The sequence below is a fragment of the Fluviicola sp. genome (genome assembly GCF_039596355.1).
Taxonomy (GTDB): domain Bacteria; phylum Bacteroidota; class Bacteroidia; order Flavobacteriales_D; family Crocinitomicaceae; genus Fluviicola.
In genome coordinates this window covers 316454-338505 of record NZ_JBCNJW010000002.1, presented here as the reverse complement: position 1 = coordinate 338505, position 22052 = coordinate 316454, and the positions used below count along the sequence as shown (strand labels likewise).

14 protein-coding genes are annotated in these 22052 nt (G+C 44.9%); 7 read left to right on the top strand and 7 right to left on the bottom strand.

Annotated features, from left to right (window positions below; all coding sequences use genetic code 11):
* Nucleotides 1-47: 47 nt before the first annotated feature.
* Nucleotides 48-1403 carry an NADP-specific glutamate dehydrogenase gene (gene gdhA, locus ABDV94_RS06680; protein ID WP_343605847.1) on the bottom strand — a complete coding sequence of 452 codons (1356 nt, stop codon included), beginning with the start codon at nucleotides 1401-1403 and terminating at the stop codon, nucleotides 48-50.
* A gap of 211 nt (nucleotides 1404-1614) precedes the next feature.
* On the opposite strand from gdhA, the gene ABDV94_RS06675 reads away from it, so the two are divergent.
* From ABDV94_RS06675 to ABDV94_RS06655, 5 genes are all read left to right on the top strand, one after another.
* Entirely contained in the window at nucleotides 1615-1998 is a 384-nt protein-coding gene (locus ABDV94_RS06675; protein ID WP_343605845.1) for a hypothetical protein, read from the top strand.
* A 23-nt stretch (nucleotides 1999-2021) separates the two neighbouring features.
* Nucleotides 2022-4541, top strand: a complete 2520-nt coding sequence (locus tag ABDV94_RS06670; protein WP_343605843.1) for a gliding motility-associated C-terminal domain-containing protein — start codon at nucleotides 2022-2024, stop codon at nucleotides 4539-4541.
* Nucleotides 4542-4856: 315 nt separating this feature from the next.
* On the top strand, nucleotides 4857-7565 hold the full coding sequence (locus tag ABDV94_RS06665; RefSeq protein WP_343605841.1) for a gliding motility-associated C-terminal domain-containing protein: 2709 nt from the start codon (nucleotides 4857-4859) through the stop codon (nucleotides 7563-7565).
* 273 nt (nucleotides 7566-7838) lie between these two features.
* On the top strand, nucleotides 7839-9176 hold the full coding sequence (locus ABDV94_RS06660) for a hypothetical protein (protein ID WP_343605840.1): 1338 nt from the start codon (nucleotides 7839-7841) through the stop codon (nucleotides 9174-9176).
* A gap of 43 nt (nucleotides 9177-9219) precedes the next feature.
* Nucleotides 9220-9708 (top strand): hypothetical protein, encoded by a 489-nt coding sequence (locus ABDV94_RS06655; protein ID WP_343605838.1) that lies wholly within the window; start codon nucleotides 9220-9222, stop codon nucleotides 9706-9708.
* Here ABDV94_RS06655 and ABDV94_RS06650 read toward each other — a convergent pair.
* Nucleotides 9705-11045 carry a hypothetical protein gene (locus tag ABDV94_RS06650; RefSeq protein WP_343605837.1) on the bottom strand — a complete coding sequence of 447 codons (1341 nt, stop codon included), beginning with the start codon at nucleotides 11043-11045 and terminating at the stop codon, nucleotides 9705-9707. The genes ABDV94_RS06655 and ABDV94_RS06650 overlap by 4 nt on opposite strands.
* The gene (tsaD, locus tag ABDV94_RS06645; protein ID WP_343605836.1) at nucleotides 11042-12070 is read right to left on the bottom strand and encodes a tRNA (adenosine(37)-N6)-threonylcarbamoyltransferase complex transferase subunit TsaD; all 1029 of its coding nucleotides are present in this window, start codon (nucleotides 12068-12070) and stop codon (nucleotides 11042-11044) included. Before tsaD ends, ABDV94_RS06650 begins: the two co-directional genes overlap by 4 nt.
* A 24-nt stretch (nucleotides 12071-12094) precedes the next feature.
* Here tsaD and ABDV94_RS06640 point away from each other — a divergent pair, with 24 nt between their 5' ends.
* Nucleotides 12095-16735 (top strand): translocation/assembly module TamB domain-containing protein, encoded by a 4641-nt coding sequence (locus ABDV94_RS06640; protein ID WP_343605835.1) that lies wholly within the window; start codon nucleotides 12095-12097, stop codon nucleotides 16733-16735.
* Nucleotides 16736-16983: 248 nt separating this feature from the next.
* Nucleotides 16984-18468 carry an acetyl-CoA carboxylase biotin carboxylase subunit gene (locus tag ABDV94_RS06635; RefSeq protein WP_343605834.1) on the top strand — a complete coding sequence of 495 codons (1485 nt, stop codon included), beginning with the start codon at nucleotides 16984-16986 and terminating at the stop codon, nucleotides 18466-18468.
* Nucleotides 18469-18596: 128 nt separating this feature from the next.
* Here ABDV94_RS06635 and ABDV94_RS06630 read toward each other — a convergent pair whose 3' ends face one another.
* The 4 genes from ABDV94_RS06630 to ABDV94_RS06615 form a co-directional block, all read right to left on the bottom strand.
* Entirely contained in the window at nucleotides 18597-19928 is a 1332-nt protein-coding gene (locus tag ABDV94_RS06630; RefSeq protein WP_343605832.1) for an outer membrane beta-barrel protein, read from the bottom strand.
* Between the two features lie 9 nt (nucleotides 19929-19937).
* Entirely contained in the window at nucleotides 19938-20471 is a 534-nt protein-coding gene (locus ABDV94_RS06625) for a sigma-70 family RNA polymerase sigma factor (protein ID WP_343605831.1), read from the bottom strand.
* An 18-nt stretch (nucleotides 20472-20489) separates the two neighbouring features.
* Complete coding sequence (locus ABDV94_RS06620) at nucleotides 20490-21188, bottom strand: hypothetical protein (protein ID WP_343605829.1); 699 nt, start codon at nucleotides 21186-21188, stop codon at nucleotides 20490-20492.
* 142 nt (nucleotides 21189-21330) lie between these two features.
* Nucleotides 21331-21969, bottom strand: coding sequence for an outer membrane beta-barrel protein (locus ABDV94_RS06615; protein WP_343605827.1), 639 nt, complete (start codon nucleotides 21967-21969; stop codon nucleotides 21331-21333).
* Between the last annotated feature and the right edge of the window lie 83 nt (nucleotides 21970-22052).

The window sequence follows — 22052 nt, the reverse complement described above, 5'->3', positions numbered from 1 at the left end:
CCGCCCTGATTGCTCAAGACGGTTTTTCGGGACTTTTATTTTTTCGATTATACCAGACCCTGGTCAATCATAGAATCAGCAACTTTTACGAAACCTGCAACGTTTGCACCTTTCACGTAGTCAACCGTTCCGTCAGCTTCTTTACCGTATTTCACACAAGCCTCGTGGATAGAAACCATGATTCCGTGCAATTTAGCATCAACTTCTTCAGAAGTCCAGCTCATACGAAGAGAGTTTTGAGACATTTCCAATCCGGAAGTTGCCACACCACCTGCGTTAGAAGCTTTTCCTGGTGAGAACAATACTTTTGCTTTTTGGAAAGCCAGGATTGCTTCAGGAGTAGAAGGCATGTTTGCTCCTTCAGCAACACAGATTACTCCGTTTGCGATCAAAGCTTCTGCTTCTTCACCGTTCAATTCGTTTTGAGTAGCACAAGGAAGCGCGATATCAACTTTCACTTCCCAAGGGCGTTTTCCTGCAACGAACTTCGCAGAAGGGTACTGCTTCACGTACTCTTCGATACGTCCACGCTTTACGTTCTTCAATTCCATGATGAAATCCAGCTTCGCAGCATCGATTCCTTCAGCATCGTAAATGTAGCCGGATGAATCGGAAAGTGTTACCACTTTTGCTCCCAGCTGAGTCGCTTTTTCACAAGCATACTGAGCTACGTTTCCTGAACCGGAAACAGCAACGATTTTTCCTTTGAAAGAATCCTCTTTCGTAGCAAGCATTTCTTTCGCGAAGTATACCGTTCCGTAACCTGTCGCTTCCGGACGAATCAAAGATCCTCCCCAGTTGCGTGCTTTTCCTGTCAATACTCCTGTAAACTCGTTACGAATACGTTTGTACTGACCGAACATGTAACCGATCTCACGACCTCCAACACCGATATCTCCAGCAGGAACGTCTGTGTCAGCACCGATGTGGCGGGATAATTCCGTCATGAATGACTGGCAGAATTTCATTACTTCGTTGTCTGACTTTCCTTTCGGGTCAAAATCAGAACCACCTTTACCACCTCCCATTGGAAGCGTAGTCAAAGAGTTTTTGAAAATTTGCTCGAATCCTAAGAACTTCAGGATAGAAAGGTTTACAGAAGGGTGGAAACGCAAACCTCCTTTGTATGGTCCGATTGCAGAGTTGAATTCTACACGATACCCTCGGTTTACCTGAATTTCTCCTTTGTCATCCAACCACGGAACGCGGAAGATGATGGTTCTTTCCGGCTCAACAATACGGTCTAAAATCTTAGCCGTTTTGTATTTTGGATTTTCTTCGATGAATGGAATAACTGTTTCTGCAACTTCCTGAACAGCTTGTAAAAATTCCGCTTCATGTCCGTTTGAAGCCTTCACTTTTTCCATGAAAGCGTCAATTTGAGCTTGGTATTTACTTGACATAATAACTAATGCATTTATTTTACGTGGAGCAAATGTAATTAATTTTAAAAATGAGCATGAAAATTTATGGAACATTAATTCGCAATTGAATTTTAATCAATGGGAAGGCTATTTTGTTTGTTAAAAGGCAATTATTGATAATATTTTCGAAAGGAGTAGACAACCTAAACTTAATAATGCCGTCTTTTGTACAATTAAAACCCAAATTGAAATGAAAAAATACATCCTGCTATGCGCCTTTGGTATTGTCTTTTCAAGCTTTGAATCGTTTGGTCAGGTATATGAAAAGATATATGAATTGTCCGGAACAGAAGTTCAAACTAAAATGAACGAAAATAAGATTGCCGGAATTGATATTCTATCAGGGGTAAAAGCTCATCATGTAATTGGAATTACAGGTGTCGGACTTTCTCAAAGAGCAACGCTGGAAACAATTCTGAATAATGATCCACGTATTACTTCTTTTATTCTAAGTGAAGACGGAACCTCTTTGGTTTTGGAATCACAGGCCGTTTTGACGAAAGAAGAATTTGCAACCCTGATTCAGACTATTAACGGTGTCATTACCGGATATGCTGTCGAATACGCTATCTAACCACGAAACGAGATTTTAATATTATGAAAACAATCAAGCATACTTTACTGGGATTGGGGCTGTTTTTTGGCTTGAGCGCTGCTGCTCAGGTTTCCCCTGGATCTTCCTGTTCACAGGCTGGATGTTCCATCTCAGGATCTTATCAAAACCTCACTGGAGTATCCAGTATGGGAACCTATTCCTGTTTGTATTCTACCCCGAATCCAAACTGGCTGGCGATCGGTATTGCCAATTCAGGTAGTATTCATCTCACGCTTACGCAGACGTCCAGCAGCGGAAGTTTAATCGACGTGGATTTTGCTCTTTACGGACCGTATACAAGCGTTTCTGCCGGATGTCCGATCGGACCAAGCACTCCGACGGTTGACTGTTCTTATTCCGCTTCTGCAACTGAATATGTGGATATTGCCAATGCAGTTGCAGGACAGGTTTATATCTTGTTGATTACAAACTTCAACGGTCAGTCCGGAACAATCAGCTTGCAGCCGAATACTTCCACACCTTCATCCGGAAGTATCAACTGTGCAATCAACTTCGGAGCAACAACCTCTCAAACCCCGGCTACCTGTAACCAGCCAACCGGAAGTGTAACTGTAACACCGGTAGGAGGTTATGCTCCGTACACGTATTCCTGGAACATTCCCGGAAACCCTACAACTCAGACTGTAAATAACGTTGCTCCGGGAACTTACACTGTAACGGTAACATCCGGTCCGAACCCGACAACCGGGCAAACGGTAAACCCAACAACGGCAACTGTTACTGTTACCAATATCAATGCATCCTACAGTGCAACATCCACTCCTGCTTCCTGTCCGATGGGGCATAACGGAACTGCAACGGCAAACTTCACCGTACCAGGGAACCCTCCGGGTGTAACCGCAACGTACCACTGGAGTGATCCGGCAGGACAAACCACTCAAACTGCAACAGGACTTTTGCCCGGAACATATATCTGTACGGTTACTTTGTCTAACGGATGTACCGGAACAGCAACAGCAACAGTTGGAGCGAACCCGGTTGCCTATACAAGTACTTCCACACTGGTTTCTTGTCCGGGTGGATCCGATGGAACTGCAACAGCAAACATGAACCCGGTAGTAGGAACCTTGTCTTATTCCTGGAATGATCCGAATGCACAGACATCGCAAACCGCGACAGGTCTTTCTGCAGGAAGCTACAGCTGTGTCATCACATCCAATATCGGGTGTACCGGAACAGTAAACGTAACTGTATCTGAAATTCCGGGAATGATCGCAAACTTCGACAGTATCGGGAATGTAACCTGTAACTCTGCAAATGACGGAGTGTTGCGGGTTGCCGTAACTCAGGGAACAGCACCTTACACTTACTCGTGGGATCATTCTGTTTCTACTACGAACATGGCAAATGACCTGTATGTAGGAACAACAACGGTGACAGTGACTGACTATAAAGGATGTACCATCTCAAAAAGCCAGACGCTGACTCAGCCGGATCCGCTTCAGATTACCTTCCTGACCCAGGATCAGATTATTTGTCCGGAAGCTTCTACTACCTTGAGCGTTCAGGGAACAGGCGGAAGCTCTCCTTACACATTCACATGGAAAGAAAACGGAACCGTGATCGGAACAGGAACTTCGATTGTAGTTGATCCGCTGACAACTCAAACACAATACTGTGTGGAACTGACCGAACAATGTGGATCTCCAAGTACGGATTCATGTATGATGATCAACTTCCCGACTCCGATCGTGCCGATCTATAATCCGAATAAGCCATATTCTTGTTTGCCTGGTGATCTGGTATTCTATTTAGACACAACAAACATCGATAATGACGATCCGATTGACTCAGTAGTGGTTAGTTTCGGAAACGGAGATATGGGAGTAGTTTATGGAAACGACAGCATCCATTACATCTACACGGCTGCTGGAATTTACACCATGAACGTAACGGTAACTTCAGAATTGGGCTGTGTGACAACAGGAACTTACCCGGGAATTGCAAACATCATTGCAAACCCTGTAGCTGATTTCACGATGTCTGCAAACCCGACAACTATTTTTGAAACAGTGGTGGTCATGCAGGACAAGTCGAGCCCGAACGTGGTGAACTGGACGTGGTATGCTCCCGGATCCAGCCCGAATCACAGTACGTATCAAAACCCGACGTTCCATTATCCGGAAGGAGTGATTGCAACGTACCCGATCCAGTTGATCGTTGAAACACCGGAAGGTTGTGTGGATACAGTAGAACACATTTTGTCTGTTATCAGCGACATCATCTTCTACGCACCGAATGCATTCACGCCTGACGGAGACGAGTTCAACCAAACATGGAAGTTCTATGTTTCCGGAATCGATGAGTACAACTTCGAATTGCTGATCTTCAACCGATGGGGAGAAATTATTTGGGAAACACACGATGTGAACGCTGCATGGGACGGAACATACAACGGGGTTCCGGTTACACAGGGATCATATACCTGGATTGCCCGCGTGAAAGAAGTCTACACCGATGCCAAGAAGACATTTAATGGTGTGATCAACGTTTTAGAGTAACACTTCGACTACTTTATCATATCAAAAATCCCTGTCAATTGCGGCAGGGATTTTTTGTTTATAGGTACTCGATAGCGAGTATTTTGAGTTAGTTGACCGGTGAAATAATGAACCATTTGATAATTAATTACTTAAAAGTTTGATTTTACTATTTCGTAACATGGATTTTTGAAAAAACAAACACTTTCAACTTTTTGCAATTGTTTGTTTATCAGTTAATTGATTGCTTATTTGTGTTTTTTTTGCATTTGCTTTAATCTCAAGCAACCTGTACTTAAAAAAAACGTTTTTTAAGTACAACACAATTAAGTAATTATGAAGAAGATAGTTTTATTAAGTGCGTTGGTTTTTATGTCAAGCAGTGTGCTGAATGCTCAGGTCACTTTATGCCTCGGTCAGGATGCTACTGTTTGTGCAGGTCAAACCGTTCAGATTACGAATTGTTCGGGAGGAGGTCCGGTACTCACTAACGGAATTACTCTGGATAACGCTACTACTATTCCACAATTGCCGGATGATTGGTATTCGGCACTAATCCCCATCGGATTTACTTTTAACTTTTATGGAACGAACTACACACAGTGTGTCATCGGTTCAAACGGTTTGGTAAGTTTTAACAATGGGAATGCAAACAATTCCTGTCCCTGGTCATTGGTCGGTATGGGAACACTGCCATCTACCGTAAACCTGGCTACAACACGAAACTCCGCGATGCTGTTTTATTCGGATATCAATCCGTCTCAGGCTCCGATCGGGCCGATTAAGTATCAAACAATCGGTACGGCACCGAACCGGAAGTTTGTTGTTCTGTATGAAAGTGTGAACGCTTTCCAGTGTCCGAACACCTGTTATTACGGAGCCTTGATATTCTACGAAACATCCAATGTTATCGACATGATGATCGGTCAGAAACCAGGCTGTCAGGCATGGAACGGAGGGTTGGCAATCCAGGGACTACACAATCCTGCCGGAACAAGTGCAACTATTACGCCGGGAAGAAACAATACCGTTTGGAACGCCAACCAGGATGGAAAACGATTCACACCAACTGCACCGAACAACACATCAAATTATGCAGTTGCAACGGTTCAGTATTACACAGTCACTTCGACATCGAACAATTCCATTCAGTGGGCAAGTACATCCGGGGCAACCTATCCGTATAATGGCGGAGTTCTGAACTTGACGACCATTCCGCCGGGAACAACCGGCTATTACCTCACGGCAACTGCTTGTAACGCCGCAGTAGGAGGGGTGAGTGATACTTCTTTTATTACAAGGCAGACCGTAGCCGGAACAGCCACCGCACAAACCGATTATTGTTTCGGAGGTGTGGGTTCGGCAACGGTTACCCCGACGCAGGGAAGTGCTCCTTTTTCTTACTTGTGGTCTCCGGGAGGCCAGACAACGCAAACAGCAACCAATTTAGTTGCCGGGCCTTATACCGTTCAAATCACGGATGCGTTGGGTTGTTCAGCCAATGTGAATGTCAACGTACCGAATACGAATGCCACGTTTAGCGGAACTTCCACGCCGGTTAGCTGTCCTGGAGGAAGTAACGGAACAGCCACGGCAACCATGAACCCGGTGTTGGGAACAGTTTCCTATAACTGGTTCGATGCCGGCGGACAAACCAGTCAAACGGCAGCGGGATTAGCCGCGGGAACTTACCATTGCGTGGTTTCATCTACAACCGGTTGTGTCGATACCGTTGCAGTTACCGTTACGGAAATTCCGGGAATGGTTGCAACGATCATTGATCAGCACGATGTGACCTGTAACAGTGCAAACGACGGAATCATCGAAGTGAGTGTGGTAAACGGGACAGCTCCTTACACGTATTCCTGGAGTGCTTCCGCTTCGACCGGGCCGCGTGCAGATGACCTGTATGCCGGAACGCATACGGTGACGATTACGGATGCAAACGGTTGTGTAATTACCGTTACCGCAACGATTTCCGAACCGGCGCGTTTGAAAATCGTCAGCATTACACCAGATTCCACCATTTGTCCGGAAGCATCCATTTTGTTGACAGTTCAGGGGACAGGAGGAAGTTCTGCCTATACCTACACCTGGAAAGAGAACGGAACGATTATCGGAACCGGAAATGCGATCACGGTGGATCCGGTAAACAGCGGAACGGTTTACTGTGCGGAATTGACCGAACAGTGCGGATCACCTTCAACGGATTCCTGTCTGACCATTACTTTCCCGGTAACCATTGTTCCGAATTATACTGCAGACAAACCATATTCCTGTCTTCCGGGAGCGTTTACATTCATCAATAACTCGAACAATAAAAACGAAATAGACTCTGTGGTTGTTGATTTCGGAAACGGTGTAACTCAAACGTTCCATGGTGATACGGATTTAAACTATACGTACACCGAAGCTGGAATTTATACCATGAAGGTTACCGTGACCTCAATCTACGGATGTGTCACCACGAGTACCTTCCCGGGAATTGCGAACGTGATTGCAAACCCGGTGGCAGATTTCACGATGTCTGCAAACCCGACAACGATTTTCGAAACGGAAGTCAAAATGCAGGACAAATCGAGTCCGGGAGTGGTGAACTGGACCTGGTATGCGCCGGGATCGAATCCGAACCACAGTACGTACCAGAATCCGACATTCCATTACCCGGAAGGCACCGTTGGAACGTATGAGATCCGTTTGATCGTTGAAACATCACAAGGTTGTGTGGATACGGTAGAACATATTCTGTCTGTTGTCAGCGATATTATCTTCTATGCACCGAATGCATTCACACCGGATGGAGATGAATTCAATCAGAGCTGGAAGTTCTATGTCTCCGGAATCGATCAGTACAATTTCGAATTGCTGATTTTAGACCGATGGGGAGAAGTCATCTGGGAAACACATGATCCGAATGCTGCCTGGGACGGAACCTACAATGGGGTCATCGTTCAGAACGGAACATATATCTGGATAGCACATGTAAAAGATCTCTACACGGATCTCAAGAAAACATTCAACGGAGCAATTAACTTATTGAGATAAGCGTGGCTGAATTGCGCTGAACAATAAAGAATATAATACCAGCTACTTAGAATTAGATATAAACGCTCCGGCTTTTGGGTCGGGGCGTTTGTTGTTTCATAACTTTTGGTTTGGGGAAAAGCATTCGGGAAATTATTTGTGAGTAAAACAACCGGATGAGGTGAATGTTTTGTAATTTTTCGGCTCTCAAAAACTAGCGGTGAATCTTTTTAACAGGGAATGCTGTCCGATCGAACTTCGGATACGGCTTCTTTTTATAGAAACGAAGAAAGCATGAAAAAGACATTTTTGGTAATGATGCTGACCATACAGGCAGGAGCAGTATGGACGCAGACCGCAAAGGATTCGGTGAAAGAACGGATGGTGATACCCGAACTGAAAATCAATTTCAACAAATCGGGGACGCATTATTTTAAGGGAACCTTTTTAGCCCAAACCTGGCTGCGGTATTCTGATTTTAATCCGGGAACAACCATTGACGGAACAGCTAAGTCGCATTACACGGATATCGGGATCAGAAGATGGCGCGTTCAGGCTTTCGGACAACTCACCGACCGGATTTTCTTCTACACGCAATTCGGGCAGAATAACTTCAGTTTTCTCCAGCCGAGAGGAACCGGAGCCTTTTTACACGATGCCATTACCGAATACAAGATCATAAAACAACTACACATCGGTGGAGGTTTGACAGCCTGGGGTGGAATGTCGCGCTTTTCAGCTCCTGCGGTAGCCAACATTATGGGATTGGATGCGCCGATTTACCAGCAGGCAACCAACGGAGTCAACGACCAGTTTGCACGAAAACTGTCTGTCTACCTCAAAGGTGATATTTCGCGCTTAAACTACCGTGTTGCACTGAGCCGCCCGATGTCTGTACGAAACAGTACCGTGGCAATTCCTCCGATTAACCCGGTTTCCAATTTCAGTACGGAAGCACCGGAAATGCAAACTGCAGGTTACTTGTTCTGGCAGTTTTTCGACAAAGAAACGACAGCTGTTCCATACATGAGCGGAACTTACCTGGGAAAAAAGAAATTACTCAACCTGGGTATCGGCTGGGTGCAGCAAAACAAAGCCATGTGGCATTTGGGACTGGATGGCGATACCGTGCGTACAAGCCTGCTCTTGCTGGGCGCGGATTTGTTTGCAGATTTTCCGGTAGGGAAGAAAGGAGCTGCTTTCAATGCCTATCTTGCCTACAACAATTTCAATTTCGGGAAGAACTACCTGCGCATGAACAACGGAATGAACCCGGCAAACGGAGTCAATGCGGCTGCGGCTTCTCTGAACGGTCCGGGAGTCAATTTCCCGATGGTGGGAACCGGAGACATCTTGTTTTTCCAGGCCGGTTATAAATTCAAAGACGATCTGCTCCCGGACAACGGAACGCTGCTGCCCTATGTGCAGCTGCAGTATTCCCGTTTCCAGGCACTCAAAGATGCCGCGGTCATGTATGAAGGAGGCGTGAGCTGGCTGATTCATGGAACGCACGGCGGAAAAATGTCGCTTGGACTTCAAAACAGGGCTGTTTTTGCTAATAATTCGAATGGTGAAGCGGTTCAGACAGCGCGGAAAAACATGTTGGTACTGCAATATCAAATTTCTTTTTAACCTTTTTCCATTTTCGCGTTATACCGGTAATCTCACAAACAACATGAAATATTTCAGCATCCTGGCATTCGTTCTTTTGTTTCTTTTTCATGGCAAGGCACAGCGGGTTCAATTGTGTGATTCTGTTCCGCAGTTGAATTCAAGCATACTGACAGTTCTAAAACCGTACATGGGAAAGAAAATTCTACGCGGCGAATGCTGGGATGTTTTGAGTTTGGCGTTGAACGAAACGTATGCCAAATGGAACGGTTACGACGTTTTCGGAAAACCGTATGATTATCAGAAAGCATGCATTGCTCCCGGTGATATCATTGCATTCAAAGGAGTGAAATTTAGCGGAACTCAAAACGGGATGAAATACTTCGAAACGATGGACAAGCATTTTGCGGTCGTCAAAGAAGTAAAAGCGAATGGAGAACTGGTATTATGGCATCAAAATACCGGTAAATTCGGTCGGAAACTGGGGGAGTCCAGTATTTTTCTATCCGATTTGAAAAAAGGAAAGATGCAGTTTTTCCGCCCGGAATATTAATCTACCCGCATGCGGATGCGCCATTCTTTCGGGTACAGGTTATTGAACCGGTTTCCGAGGTGTTTGATCCAGCCGAGTTTGGTTCCTTCAAACGAAACCGTGTGGAATCCCTGCTTTTCCGCAGCAAGGGTGAACGTTTCGCCTTTCAGGTAATGCAGCGCTTCTTCCTTGCTCAACTGAATATCCGGGATGCGGTCAGAAAGCAGTTCGTTACCGAGTGCCAGTGCTTCATTCGGAATGAGTCCTTTTCGGGAAATTTCTCCCAGTTCTGTTCCCAGTTTGATCATGCGGAGTTGTACGTGTAATCGCTCAATCAATTCCAGCTGATCTGCCGGAACAGCAAACAGGTAGTTGTTCCATTGTACCAATTCCGATTGATTGGTGTCGACCCATTCCCCGAGCCAGTTTTCCGGCTTGATGCGGGTGAGTGTGCCTTTTTTCTTCGATTTGTTTTTCTGTACGCGTTCTTCCCCAAGTTTCCGGATCACCACCACGTAAAAACCTTCCGTTTTCAATTCGGAAGGAAGCGCGTAGTTCCCGATTCCGTTTCGTCCTTGTTTGGCATGCGGAATCTCCACAGTAACCAATTCCGAATCCGTTTGTTGCAGCATCCACTGCACATTGGATTCGTTTTCCTGTTCGTTGAATGTGCAGGTCGAATAGAGGAGGTAGCCGTTCGGTTTCAGGGAATCCCAAACATCCATTACAATGCGTTTTTGTCGAGCTGCACAGAGGTTAACCGATTCTTCTGACCACTCGTTTCGTGCGTCAGGATCTTTCCGGAACATGCCTTCTCCCGAGCAGGGAGCATCAATCAATATACAGTCGAACGTATTATTCAGTGTTTCAAAATCTGCCGGGTCGTTGTTGCTCACCAGCGTATTTTTAGCACCCCATTTTGTGAGGTTTTCTTTCAGGATGCGCGATCTGCTTTGGATCACTTCATTGGCGAGCAAAAGTCCTTTTCCTCCCAGGAAATCGGCAATCAGCGTACTTTTTCCTCCAGGAGCTGCACAAAGATCCAGCACAACCGGGTTTTCCGGTAATGGAAGCTGGCGGAGAATACAATCAATGAATTGCGAACCCGCTTCCTGCGGATAGTAGCGACCGCCGTGAAAATGCGGATCAAGCGTAAAAACAGGCCGTTCTTTCAGGTAAAAACCATTTTGAGACCAGGGAATGGCATCCAGTCCGTTGAAGACAGAAGCGCCTTTCAACGAATTGATCCGGATTGCAACGGGTTGTTCTTCGTTCAGTGCATCCAGCAGGGGTGTTCCCAGGAATGAATCACTGCTGACGCGTTTTACAAATGCTTCCGGAAGTTCAACTTTTTTCATGGCTTAACAAAAGGTAAGCGCGCATTGGCGCTGATATGTTGATCTGCAAACTGTTGGTTTTCGGCCAGGAATTTTCCGGCAATGGCAATCATCGCGGCATTATCGGTGCAGTATTCGAATTTCGGGATATAGACATTCCAGCCGAGTTTTTGTCCTTCTTCCTGTAAGCGGTTTCTGAGCCCGGAATTGGCAGAAACACCTCCTGCAATGGCAATTTCAGTGATGCCGGTGTCTTTGGACACTTTCCGAAGCTGTTTGAACAGGATTTCCAGGATGGTGTCTTGTATGGAAGCACAGAGGTCTGCCTTGTTTTCCTCGATAAAATCCGGGTTTTTAGCCACTTCTTTCCGGATAAAATACAGCACGGACGTTTTGAGTCCGCTGAAGCTGAAATTGTAGCCCTCTACCTGTGGTTTTGAAAACGAAAAGGCTTTCGGATTTCCTTCCTTCGCATAGCGGTCGATCAAGGGCCCTCCTGGGTAAGGAAACCCAAGTATTTTGGCTGTTTTGTCGAACGCTTCTCCGGCCGCATCGTCGATAGTAGAACCCAAAACGATCATATCGACCGGCGAATTGATGCGCACCAGTTGGGTATGTCCTCCCGAAACGGTCAAACAAATAAACGGGAAATTTGGGATCGGAGTTCCTTCTTGGATGAAATGAGCCAGGATGTGAGCATGCATGTGGTGTACAGCCACCATCGGTTTGTTGAGCGCCAGGCTCAGCGATTTGGCAAAAGCAGTTCCTACAACCAACGATCCCATTAATCCAGGGCCTTGCGTAAATGCGATTAAATCAATATCTTTCAGTGAAACGGACGCTTTTTTCAGAGCCGCGTCTACAACCGGAATGATATTTTGCTGATGAGCCCGCGACGCCAGTTCGGGAACAACACCACCATATTGCTCATGGATTGCCTGACTCGCCGTAACGTTCGATAAAATGGTATCGTTTTTGAGTACAGCAGCAGAAGTATCATCACAAGATGATTCAATTCCCAGAATTACTAATGATTGTTGGCTCAACTTTGTTAATTTTGTATGTAATACATGGCAAAAGTACTCAAAATACTAGGTAGAATAGTAGGGATTTCTTTTGAATGGGTGCTTTTGGTGCTCATTCTTTTTGCTTTTGCCATTAGAACGAGCCAATTTCAGACCTATCTGGGAACGCTTGCCACCAATTTTTTGTCCAAAGAACTGGATGCTGAATTCCGGATCGGGAAAATTGATGTGGTTTTTTTCGACAAAGTGTACCTGAAGGATGTATTGGTACGCGATCAGCACGGTGATACGCTGGCTGCGCTTCAGCAAATTATGGTTCGTGTAAAGGATTTCGACCTGGGCGGAGATTATATCCACCTGAAAAGTGTGGGTCTTTCGGACGGAAGAGTTGGTATAGAACGCGATTCCATCAACGGCGACTACAATTATGAATTCATTGCCGATTATTTCTCCGGGAAAAAAAGTCATAAGAAGAATTCCGATCCTCCGAGTGTAACGGTCGACAACATTGATATTGAGTGGGTGACGATTTCCTACGATGACAACCGGAAGGATTACGACGCTTTCGGAATGGATTTTAGTCATCTGAAGTTCAAAGACGTCATTCTGCACATCACCGATTTCCGGGAAGAGAAGGGAATCATGGCTTTTCAGCTCAAACACCTTCAAACACAGGAAAAGTCCGGGTTTTGGTTGAAAAAACTATTTGCAAAAGCATTGATCAACCCCGATAAAGGAGTCATGCTCAGCGATGTGGAGATCAATACGTCCCGGTCGGATGTGTATGCGTCAAAACTCCATATGTTGATGAGTACGCTCAAAGGATTCAACGATTTTGAAGACAGTGTTTCATTTGATGCGGTGATCGATTCATCGCGTGTCAGTTTCTGGGATATTTCCCTTTTCGGGCATGCGCTGGAAGGAATGAATGAAGTGGTTTCGCTGAGTGCCGTGGTGACTAAAAAAGTAAAAGACCTGAAAATCGATAACATGGATTTGCGTTTCGGCACACGAAGCGTCATCCGGGGATCCTATTCACTACCTGATTTCAGAAACCTGTCGGCATCGTCATTCCGGGAACACGTCGATTATGCACTCATCGATTTCAAAGATGTGGAAGGAATCCAGCTCCCCAAACGATCCGGGATGGCGCGTTTGAATTTTGATGAAATGGTCGACAGGCTGCAGTTTGCGGAAGTCCGGAATACCTTTGTTCACGGTTCGGTGGATCAGTTTGCCATTAAGAGTGATAAACTGCAATGCGTTTTAGGATCCGTTCAGCTCGACAATGAGATTACATTCAATAAACTTCCGGCAGGAGGATATGCGTTTAACCGTACGCAGGATGCCAATTACGATATTGCGATAGACAGTTTCAACCTGGGAATGTTCCTCGATAATCCCAATTTCGGGAATGTGGCCGGACAGGTTTACCTGAGCGGAATTGTGGGGCAGAAAGACGTGATTCGTTTGGAAACACTTTCCGGAGACGTGACCAGGTTCCACTTCAACGATTATACGTATTCGAATATTGCAGTCACAAACGGTTCGTTCATTAATAACATCCTGGATGCAAATCTGAAAGTGAATGATCCGAATCTGGATCTGGCATTCGACGGGGCAATAGATGTTTCCAAAATTCAGCATTTCGATTTCAAGGTCGAAATTGCCAAAGCCAACCTGGGGAAACTTCATTTCGATACCGACGAAGAATCTTCATTTGTCGGGAACCTGGACATGGATTTGACCGGAAATTCACTGGAAACATACGAAGGACTCATCAATGCCGATAACCTTGAACTGATCAAAGACGGTAAAAAACTCGGCCTTCCGGAAGTCGGACTTTACATTGAGCGCAACCAGGAAAGCGACCGTTTTGAGCTGAGAAGTGGTATTCTGGATGCAGATGTAAACGGAAAGATCAACTTCAACACCATTCCGATTGCGATCAATAACGGACTTTCCGATGCATTCCCATCTTATTTTGCTCCGAAGAGCTATCCACGCGGAACAGCAGATTCCAAAGATCATTTCGATCTGAATGCCACAATCAAGGATTCGAAAGCATTCCTGGATATCTTTTTGCCGAACCTGGATATTGCCTATGGAACCGTTGTCAAAATGGAACTGGATTCCCGGGTTCATCACCAGATGCTGGATATTCAGTCGACCAAAATCAGCTATGAAAAACTGATAAATGACAAAAGCGATGCATTCCTGACGAATATAGACCTGCACCAGGAATTCTCATCGGGAGAAGGAACACTGGTGTTGAAAGCCGGAAAAACACAGCTGCGTGATTCCCTGGACGTGGAAAATATCCAACTCACGATGGACGGGACGAAGAATATTTACAAGACAGACCTGATCTGGAACCAGGACGTTCCGAATACTTCAGATTTTGATTTCATTGTCGACGTGCGTGAAGAAGGAGAATTTGATATTCAGGTTAAGCCGTCTTATTTCTCGGTGAAGAACAACCGCTGGGAAATCATGAACACGGCGCAGCTGGTGTATTGCAAAAATCATTTGGAGATCAACCACCTGATGCTGGAAAGAGACAACCAGTTCCTGGCCCTGAACGGAATTTTATCAGAAGACAAAGAAGATTATTTAACGATCAATGCCCACGAACTGCATGTAGAAGAATTCTCATCTCTGTTGGGAGTAGGAATCAAAATGCAGGGAAGCCTGGATGGGACAGCACGTTTGGCAACACCGTTTACAGAAATCAAAGTAGACGGCGATATGGTACTGAAAGATTTGTTCCTGGAAGGCCAGGAAGTGGGGGATGTGCACGTAAACGGAATCTGGCTCGAGCTGGAACAGAAGATCGTTTTGAACGGAGATTTGAAGTATAAAAACCTGCAAACATTTGATTTCAATGGGTATGTGCTGCCATTTAAAAAAGACAACAACATTGACTTTGACCTCGAATTCCAGGATATGAACCTGTCGTTTGCCAATGCATTCATGGATCCGGAAGTTATTTCGGATATTGCGGGAAGTATCAAAGGAGTTATTCACGCTACCGGAAGCATTGACGATCCGTTTATCAACGGAAATCTGCAGCTGCGAAACGGCGGATTGAAGGTGGGAATTCTCGGGACTCATTACAGTTTGAGTGGTCCGTTGAGATTCGACGGGGAGAATGACGGTATCTATGGTACATTCCCGATCATAGACGACGAAGGAAATACGGCCTACGCACTGGCAACGGTCTTCCACAACAACTTCAAGGATTTCTCTGCCAGTTTCGATGTCATTTTTGATGAAACGGTAGGCGGTTTCCGCGATCCGCTAAGTAAACGGCCTCTGAATCCGACACAGAAGTTTATGGTGTTGAATACAGCATACAAGGAAGGAACGATTTACTACGGGAAAGCATATGCTACCGGAACGGCCAGTATTTTATTTGAAAAAGGGAATACGGAAATCTCCGTAGATGCGGAAACCAAAAAAGGAACGCATGTGGATTTGCCAATGTATGGAGCAAAGGAAATCAACGAATTTGATTTCATTGATTTCAACACTGATACAGCAACCGTTAAGAAGAAACTGGATTTAACCGGGGTGGATTTGAAGCTGAAGATCAAAGCAACTCCTGATGCCAATATCCGGTTGATTTTGGATAATCAAACCAATGAGGAAATCCGGGCAACGGGAAGCGGAGAGATTAATTTGAAAGTGGATCAGTTCCAGAATATCGGTATGACCGGTACGTATACGATTAACAGCGGACAGTATGATTTTGTATTGAACCCGATTCACAAGACATTTGAACTGGATCAGGGAAGTACAATTACCTGGACTGAGACTCCGTATGATGCTGCGTTGAAAATTAAAGCCTATTACAAGGTAAATGCCAGTCTGGATGAATTGAACCGGGAACAAATTGGTGGTTCTTCAACTACGAAATCAGAGGTGCGTTGTGTACTGAATATCACGCAAACGCTTTTAAATCCGTTGATCGACCTGGATATCGAGGTACCGAATGCCAGTGAATCCGGTAAAGAGGTACTGGCCAGAATCCGTTCGAATAAGGATGAATTGCAGAAACAATTCTTCACCCTCCTGGTGTTGAACCGCTTCCAGGGAGTAGGTACAAACAACGGAAGTTACGGCGGAGTAGCGGAAGTGATCGCTACGCAGATTAATGCGGCGCTGGAACAGCTGTCTAAAGATGTAAAAATGAATGTGGGGTATAACGACAACTCGCTCACCGGCGACAAGAATTTCCAGTTCGGTTTGCAACGTGCATATGGGGCGAAACAGAACATCATCCTGAAAACCTCCTTAGGAGTTTCAAACAATACGTCTACCGGAAATTCCAATAATTCCCTGATCGGAAGTTTTAACCTCGATTATTTGATCAACGACGACGGATCTTTCAGGGTGTCTATCTTCAACGAATCGAATGACAAAGGGATTTTAAGTAACAAGGATAAAGGAGAATTCACGCAGGGCGTCGGTTTGCACTACGAAGAAAGTTTCAACAACATTTCCGAATCGCGGATCATCGAATTTTTCACGAACCTTTTCAGAAAGAAGAACAAGGTAAACAACTCCAAACGTAAAAACCGCGTTCCGGTAGATTTCGTTCCGGGGCAGCAGCCTCCGGCATTGAATCCGGAAAACGAAGAGAAAAAAGAGCCTGAATCGAAAACAGAACCCCTTCCACAGTAATTACGAATCTCTCTTTGTCTGTTCGGGTCCCGAAGATCCGGGATATCGAGAACGACAAAAGAGTCGTTGGTTTCTCCAGTTGTTCTCGATAGACCTCCGTTGCACTATGGTACTCGAACTAACTGGCAACAGGAATTCTCCCTTTACAGCTCATTCTCAGAGCTTCTATAGTAAATTGGCAAAGTATCGCTGTTCTTATTAGGTGATTCGTTGCACTTTACTTATTTTTACCGCCATTGAGAAATTCTATGAAAAAAGTTTTAATTGCGAACAGGGGAGAAATTGCGCGCCGCGTGATCCGCTCATTGAAGAAGATGAACATTGCAACGGTAGCGATCTATTCCGATGCGGACGCCAACGCTCCGCACGTTCATGAAGCAGACGAAGCAGTGTATGTAGGAAAATCTCCGTCTTCTGAATCGTATTTGCAACAAGATATTATTTTGAATTATTGTAAGGAGCTGGGAGTGGAAGGAATTCACCCCGGATATGGTTTCTTGTCTGAAAATGCCGGTTTTGCCAGAAAGGTGAAAGAAGCCGGAATTCAGTTTATCGGGCCGTCTCCTGAAGCAATGGAACTTATGGGAGATAAATTATCTGCCAAACAAGCGGTGAAAAACTACAACGTACCTTTGGTTCCGGGGGTAGATGAAGCCATTACGGATGTAGAAGCAGCAAAGAAAATCGCTGCTGAAGTTGGTTTCCCGATCCTGATCAAAGCTTCTGCCGGAGGTGGAGGAAAAGGAATGCGTTTGGTAAACCATGTAGATGAATTCGAAGAACAGATGAAAATGGCGCAGAGCGAAGCGCGTTCATCTTTCGGAGATGATGCTGTTTTTATCGAGAAATTCGTTACGAAACCAAGACATATTGAAATCCAGGTTTTTGCAGACCGCCTGGGGAATGTCGTTTACTTGTTTGAACGGGAATGTTCTATCCAGCGCCGCCACCAGAAAGTGATCGAAGAAGCACCTTCTGCTGTTTTGACAGAAGAACTGCGTCAGAGAATGGGAGAAGCAGCCGTAAACGTTTGTAAAGCGTGTAATTACGAAGGAGCAGGAACAGTGGAATTTCTATTGGATGCCGATTTGAACTTCTACTTCCTGGAAATGAATACCCGTTTGCAGGTAGAACACCCGGTGACAGAAGAAATTACCGGAACAGACCTGGTTGAATGGCAGGTGCGCGTGGCACGCGGTGAGCGTTTACCGAAGCTCCAGGAAGACCTGGTGATTCATGGACATTCCATCGAAGTGCGCGTGTATGCAGAAGATACCCTGAACGGATTTATCCCGGATATCGGAACTTTGAACCGTTACCGCAGACCACGTAAAGACCTGGCGCGCGTAGACGATGCTTTCGAAGAAGGAATGGAAGTGCCGATTTACTACGATCCGATGATTGCCAAATTGGTTGTTTGGGGAGAAGACCGGGAAGAAGCGATGGAAAAAATGATTCTTGCAATTAATAACTACCAAATTTCAGGAGTAAAAACTACCCTGGATTTCGGGAAGTTTGTGATGATGCATCCGGCGTTCCGTTCCGGAGATTTTGATACGAACTTCGTAAAACACTATTTCGAAGATCCGAAAGTGATGTGGGAAATGTTTAAAGACGAGAAAGCGGCTTTGGAAGCAGGAATTTCACAAGTTTGGAAAGACCTCACTGAAAAAGCGAATAAAAATGCAGCTTCCCGCAACATTACGTCGACCTGGAAACTGCATGCACATTGATATTTAGTTGAAATGAGATCAAGCAAAAGTGGGGCACGATTTATCGTGCCCCACTTTTCTTTCCGGCAGATCGAATCAGGACTCTCCATTACCTCCTTTTTCGTATTCCCGGAGCATTCACCAGAAGATTAAAGCAACCGTATTCTCAGGCCTAGCTGTAACCTGCTGTTGCGATCAAAACTCTGGTTGAAAGCATTGTTTTTGGTAATGTCAGTGAAGCCGTAGTGGTATTGGGCCTGAACAGACATAAAACGGCTGAATTGATAAACATACCCGATGGATACCGAAAAGTTGAAGCGGTTAAACGTACTGTAATACAATTTGCTGTTCACTCTTTTTGGAGTTTCATCCGTATATACTTTGATTTCATACCGTTCTCCCGGATCCGTCAGTAAGTACTCAATTCCGAGCCCGGCAGTTACCTGGTGTTTGCTCCCGATCTGATAGCTTGCCTGAGGATACAGGCTGATATAATTCAGAGTCGTTTTATTCAGGATAATTGTTTTTTTATCGGATTTCGTTGTATCGCTGATCAATCTGCGGTATGAAACAAGGGGAAGGGAATGATATTCCAATCCCACTCCGATCCTGATTTTCTCTGAAAGCTGGTAATGGTATGAAAAACCAATGGCTTCTTTGAAAAGCACGCGATTCTGTAATTCTTTCACTCCAAACAAGGTGTTCACCCCGAGGTTTACGAAAAGCTGGTGTTTAGACACCGGAGGAGTTTTAGCATCGGCCGCTATTTTCAGGCTGTCAATTACCGGTTTGGGAGTGCTGTCACTACTAAAGGCGAGTGAAGCAGGCTTTACCGGTAAAGTGCCGGGAGTTGCGTACAGTCCGGAATCAATTGCAGTTTTTTCGTTCGGAGCATCTGAGTTCACCGGACGGGAAGACAGGTATTCGGTATCATCCGTCACCTCACCGGCTCCGTTCTTTCGTTTATCTCCGGTTAAAGCACTGTAAAAACGGGTTTTACGCGTATGTTTTGCAGCAATTGAAGTACTTGTAGGTGTGTAAGCCACACGTTTTTGATTCTTAAGCGGCTTGCTGCGTGCACTGGTGTTAGCCTGCTGAGAAGACCTTTCTTTGAGAGTAAGATTCACCGGATTCTCCGTGGGGGTATGGACACCGTTGTTGTGCGTTGTCATGTGGGATTTTCCATGCTGATCCCGCTGAAGCGTGTTGGGCTTAGCAGCTATTTGATGAGTGGATGTGATCGCTTTTTCAGCTGTTTTTTTGGAGGGAGCAGCATTCAAAGTGTCTTTTGTGAAAAAGTAGATTCCCCCCAGTAAAATGCAGGAGAACCCCAGGGTGGAAGTGAACCACCAGATCAGGATGCGCTTTCTTCGCTTTTCCTTTTCCGCATCGTACAGCGCAAAGGCATCCTGCATGTAACTTTCTTTGAATTCCAGTCCTTCGGGAATCGGATCAAATTCTATGTTGTTAAAATCTTCCATCGCTTGGAGTTAATTGATGTCTAACATTTTGCGCAATTTCTTCTTGGCATCCGAATAATGCCACATGCTTGTATTCTCATTGATGTCAAGTAACGCAGCAATTTCATGATGCTTGTAACCATCAATGGTATAGAGATTAAAGACATTTTTGGTCATCGGGGGCAATAAATTTGCCTTTTCCCGGATCAATTCGATTTTTTCCCGGATCATCTCGTCGTCGTCGTCCCAGGTTGTTTGAGAGAATTGAGAAATATCTTCTGCAGGAAAAAAACGTTCCTGTTCGCGTCTTTCCTTTTTCAGTTCATTCAGGATTGTATTGATGAGGACACGCTTTGCCCAATAATCAAACGGATTTTCAGGATTGTACTTTTTCAGGTTCATCAGAATATTTACAAAACCGAGGTTGAAAAAATGTACGGCTTGTTCTTTTCCATTTGAGTAGCGATAGGCAGTGCCAATAAATTTGGCATAGCATTGCTTGTAAAAGAGCTCCTGCGATCTCCTGTCCTCCTCCACACAGCGTTTTATCAGTTCCAGTTCCACGGAATATGTTTTGTACTGTTAAAATTTAGCTGTTAAGCCGATGGATAAAAGAGGCCCGCCAAGTCCTGCTTCGGTAAATAAACTCATGCTTTCACTGAAATTGTAACGCAAACCGTAGCACAATCTGCTTGCAATAGGAAAACCACTTGAGACACTATAAAAGGACTCATCCCCGAATCCGAATACGTTTTTTTCCTTGACCTGGTCAATGACCAGGTTTACTCCCAATGCAGCGTAGAAATAGGTATTTACTTTCGGACGGTCAACAAAAAAATGACGGGTATAGACCATTTGAAAACGTAAACGGTGCATACTGTAGAGTAGTTTCGAGTCAGAAATATCATACATGGAAGTCGCTGTATTCCAGGTAGAATCGGTTCGGATACCCGAAGCCCGGTAGGCATTGTATGTTACCATGCAGCCGATGCTGTTTTTCCGGTCCCATTTGTAATCGAAACGCAGGTAAATCGGTTTGATCTTGATATCTGTTACGACTCTTCTGGTATGCGAAGATTGAATGTTGTTCACGCTGTCTATCAGGAGATACTCTGTTGTTTCATAATTCGGAGTATAGAAATAACTGACTAAACCATATCCCAGGGAAAGATTGATTTTTTTGTCTGATTTCTCGCTCGTCTGCGTATAACCCCATACCGGTAAAAACAGCAGGATTAACAGTGCATATTTCCGGAATAAATCTAATTTCTTTGTTTCCATATCATTTGCTCCAAAGTGAATTATCTATATGTAAACAACCAGGCAATCATAAACCTTGGGTCGTGAATGATTTTTTTTTGAAAAAATAATTCCGCCAAAATTAGGCGGAATTAAGGAAATGGAATGCTTCTCGTTAAAAGTGTCAGAAACGCCAGTGAAATCCGCAGCTGAACAACGGACCACCAAGCCCGATTTCAGCGTTCGTACCGAAATGTTTGGTGAAAGAATACCTGAGCCCTGCAAACGTTCTCAACGAAATGGGGATGAATAACGTGAAGGGATGTTCACGGCTTGGTGCATTATTCCCATTGAGGGTTAATTTACGGATCTCGCTGTTAATCCCGGCACCACCACCGAAGTAAACATCCAGGTTCGGATTGGTGAGAGGCAAGTGGTATGCCAGTCGGACTTGTGCGTTAAAACGATTGACGATGAATACCGCTTCACTTTTTGTCCCGGTGGCAAATTCGGTCATGGTTCCGGAAGATTTTCGTTGGGAGTAGTAAAAATCCAATCCCATGCTGAATGACGGATTTAATAAGTGATCCCAGCGTATTCCGAATGTTCCCAGGTTTTGAAAGTTATTGAAATCAAAGGAATCCTGGTCATTATTCTGCGTCCACATCGCTTGAAAATTAAAAAACATGCGTTGTCCGTAAGTGATATCCAGATAATTCTTCATCTTCGGAGCAGGCTCAGGATCCTCCTGGGCCGTAGCGAATTGTCCAGCCAATAAAAGGATTCCGGTAAAGAGGTGCGTTTTTCTGATGATGTGTTTCATGTTGTTTGAATTTTTGTTGGTTCTATTTAACAGACAATTTCCAGGGCCAAAACCTTGGGAGAAAAGCCCGGAAAATTTTAAAA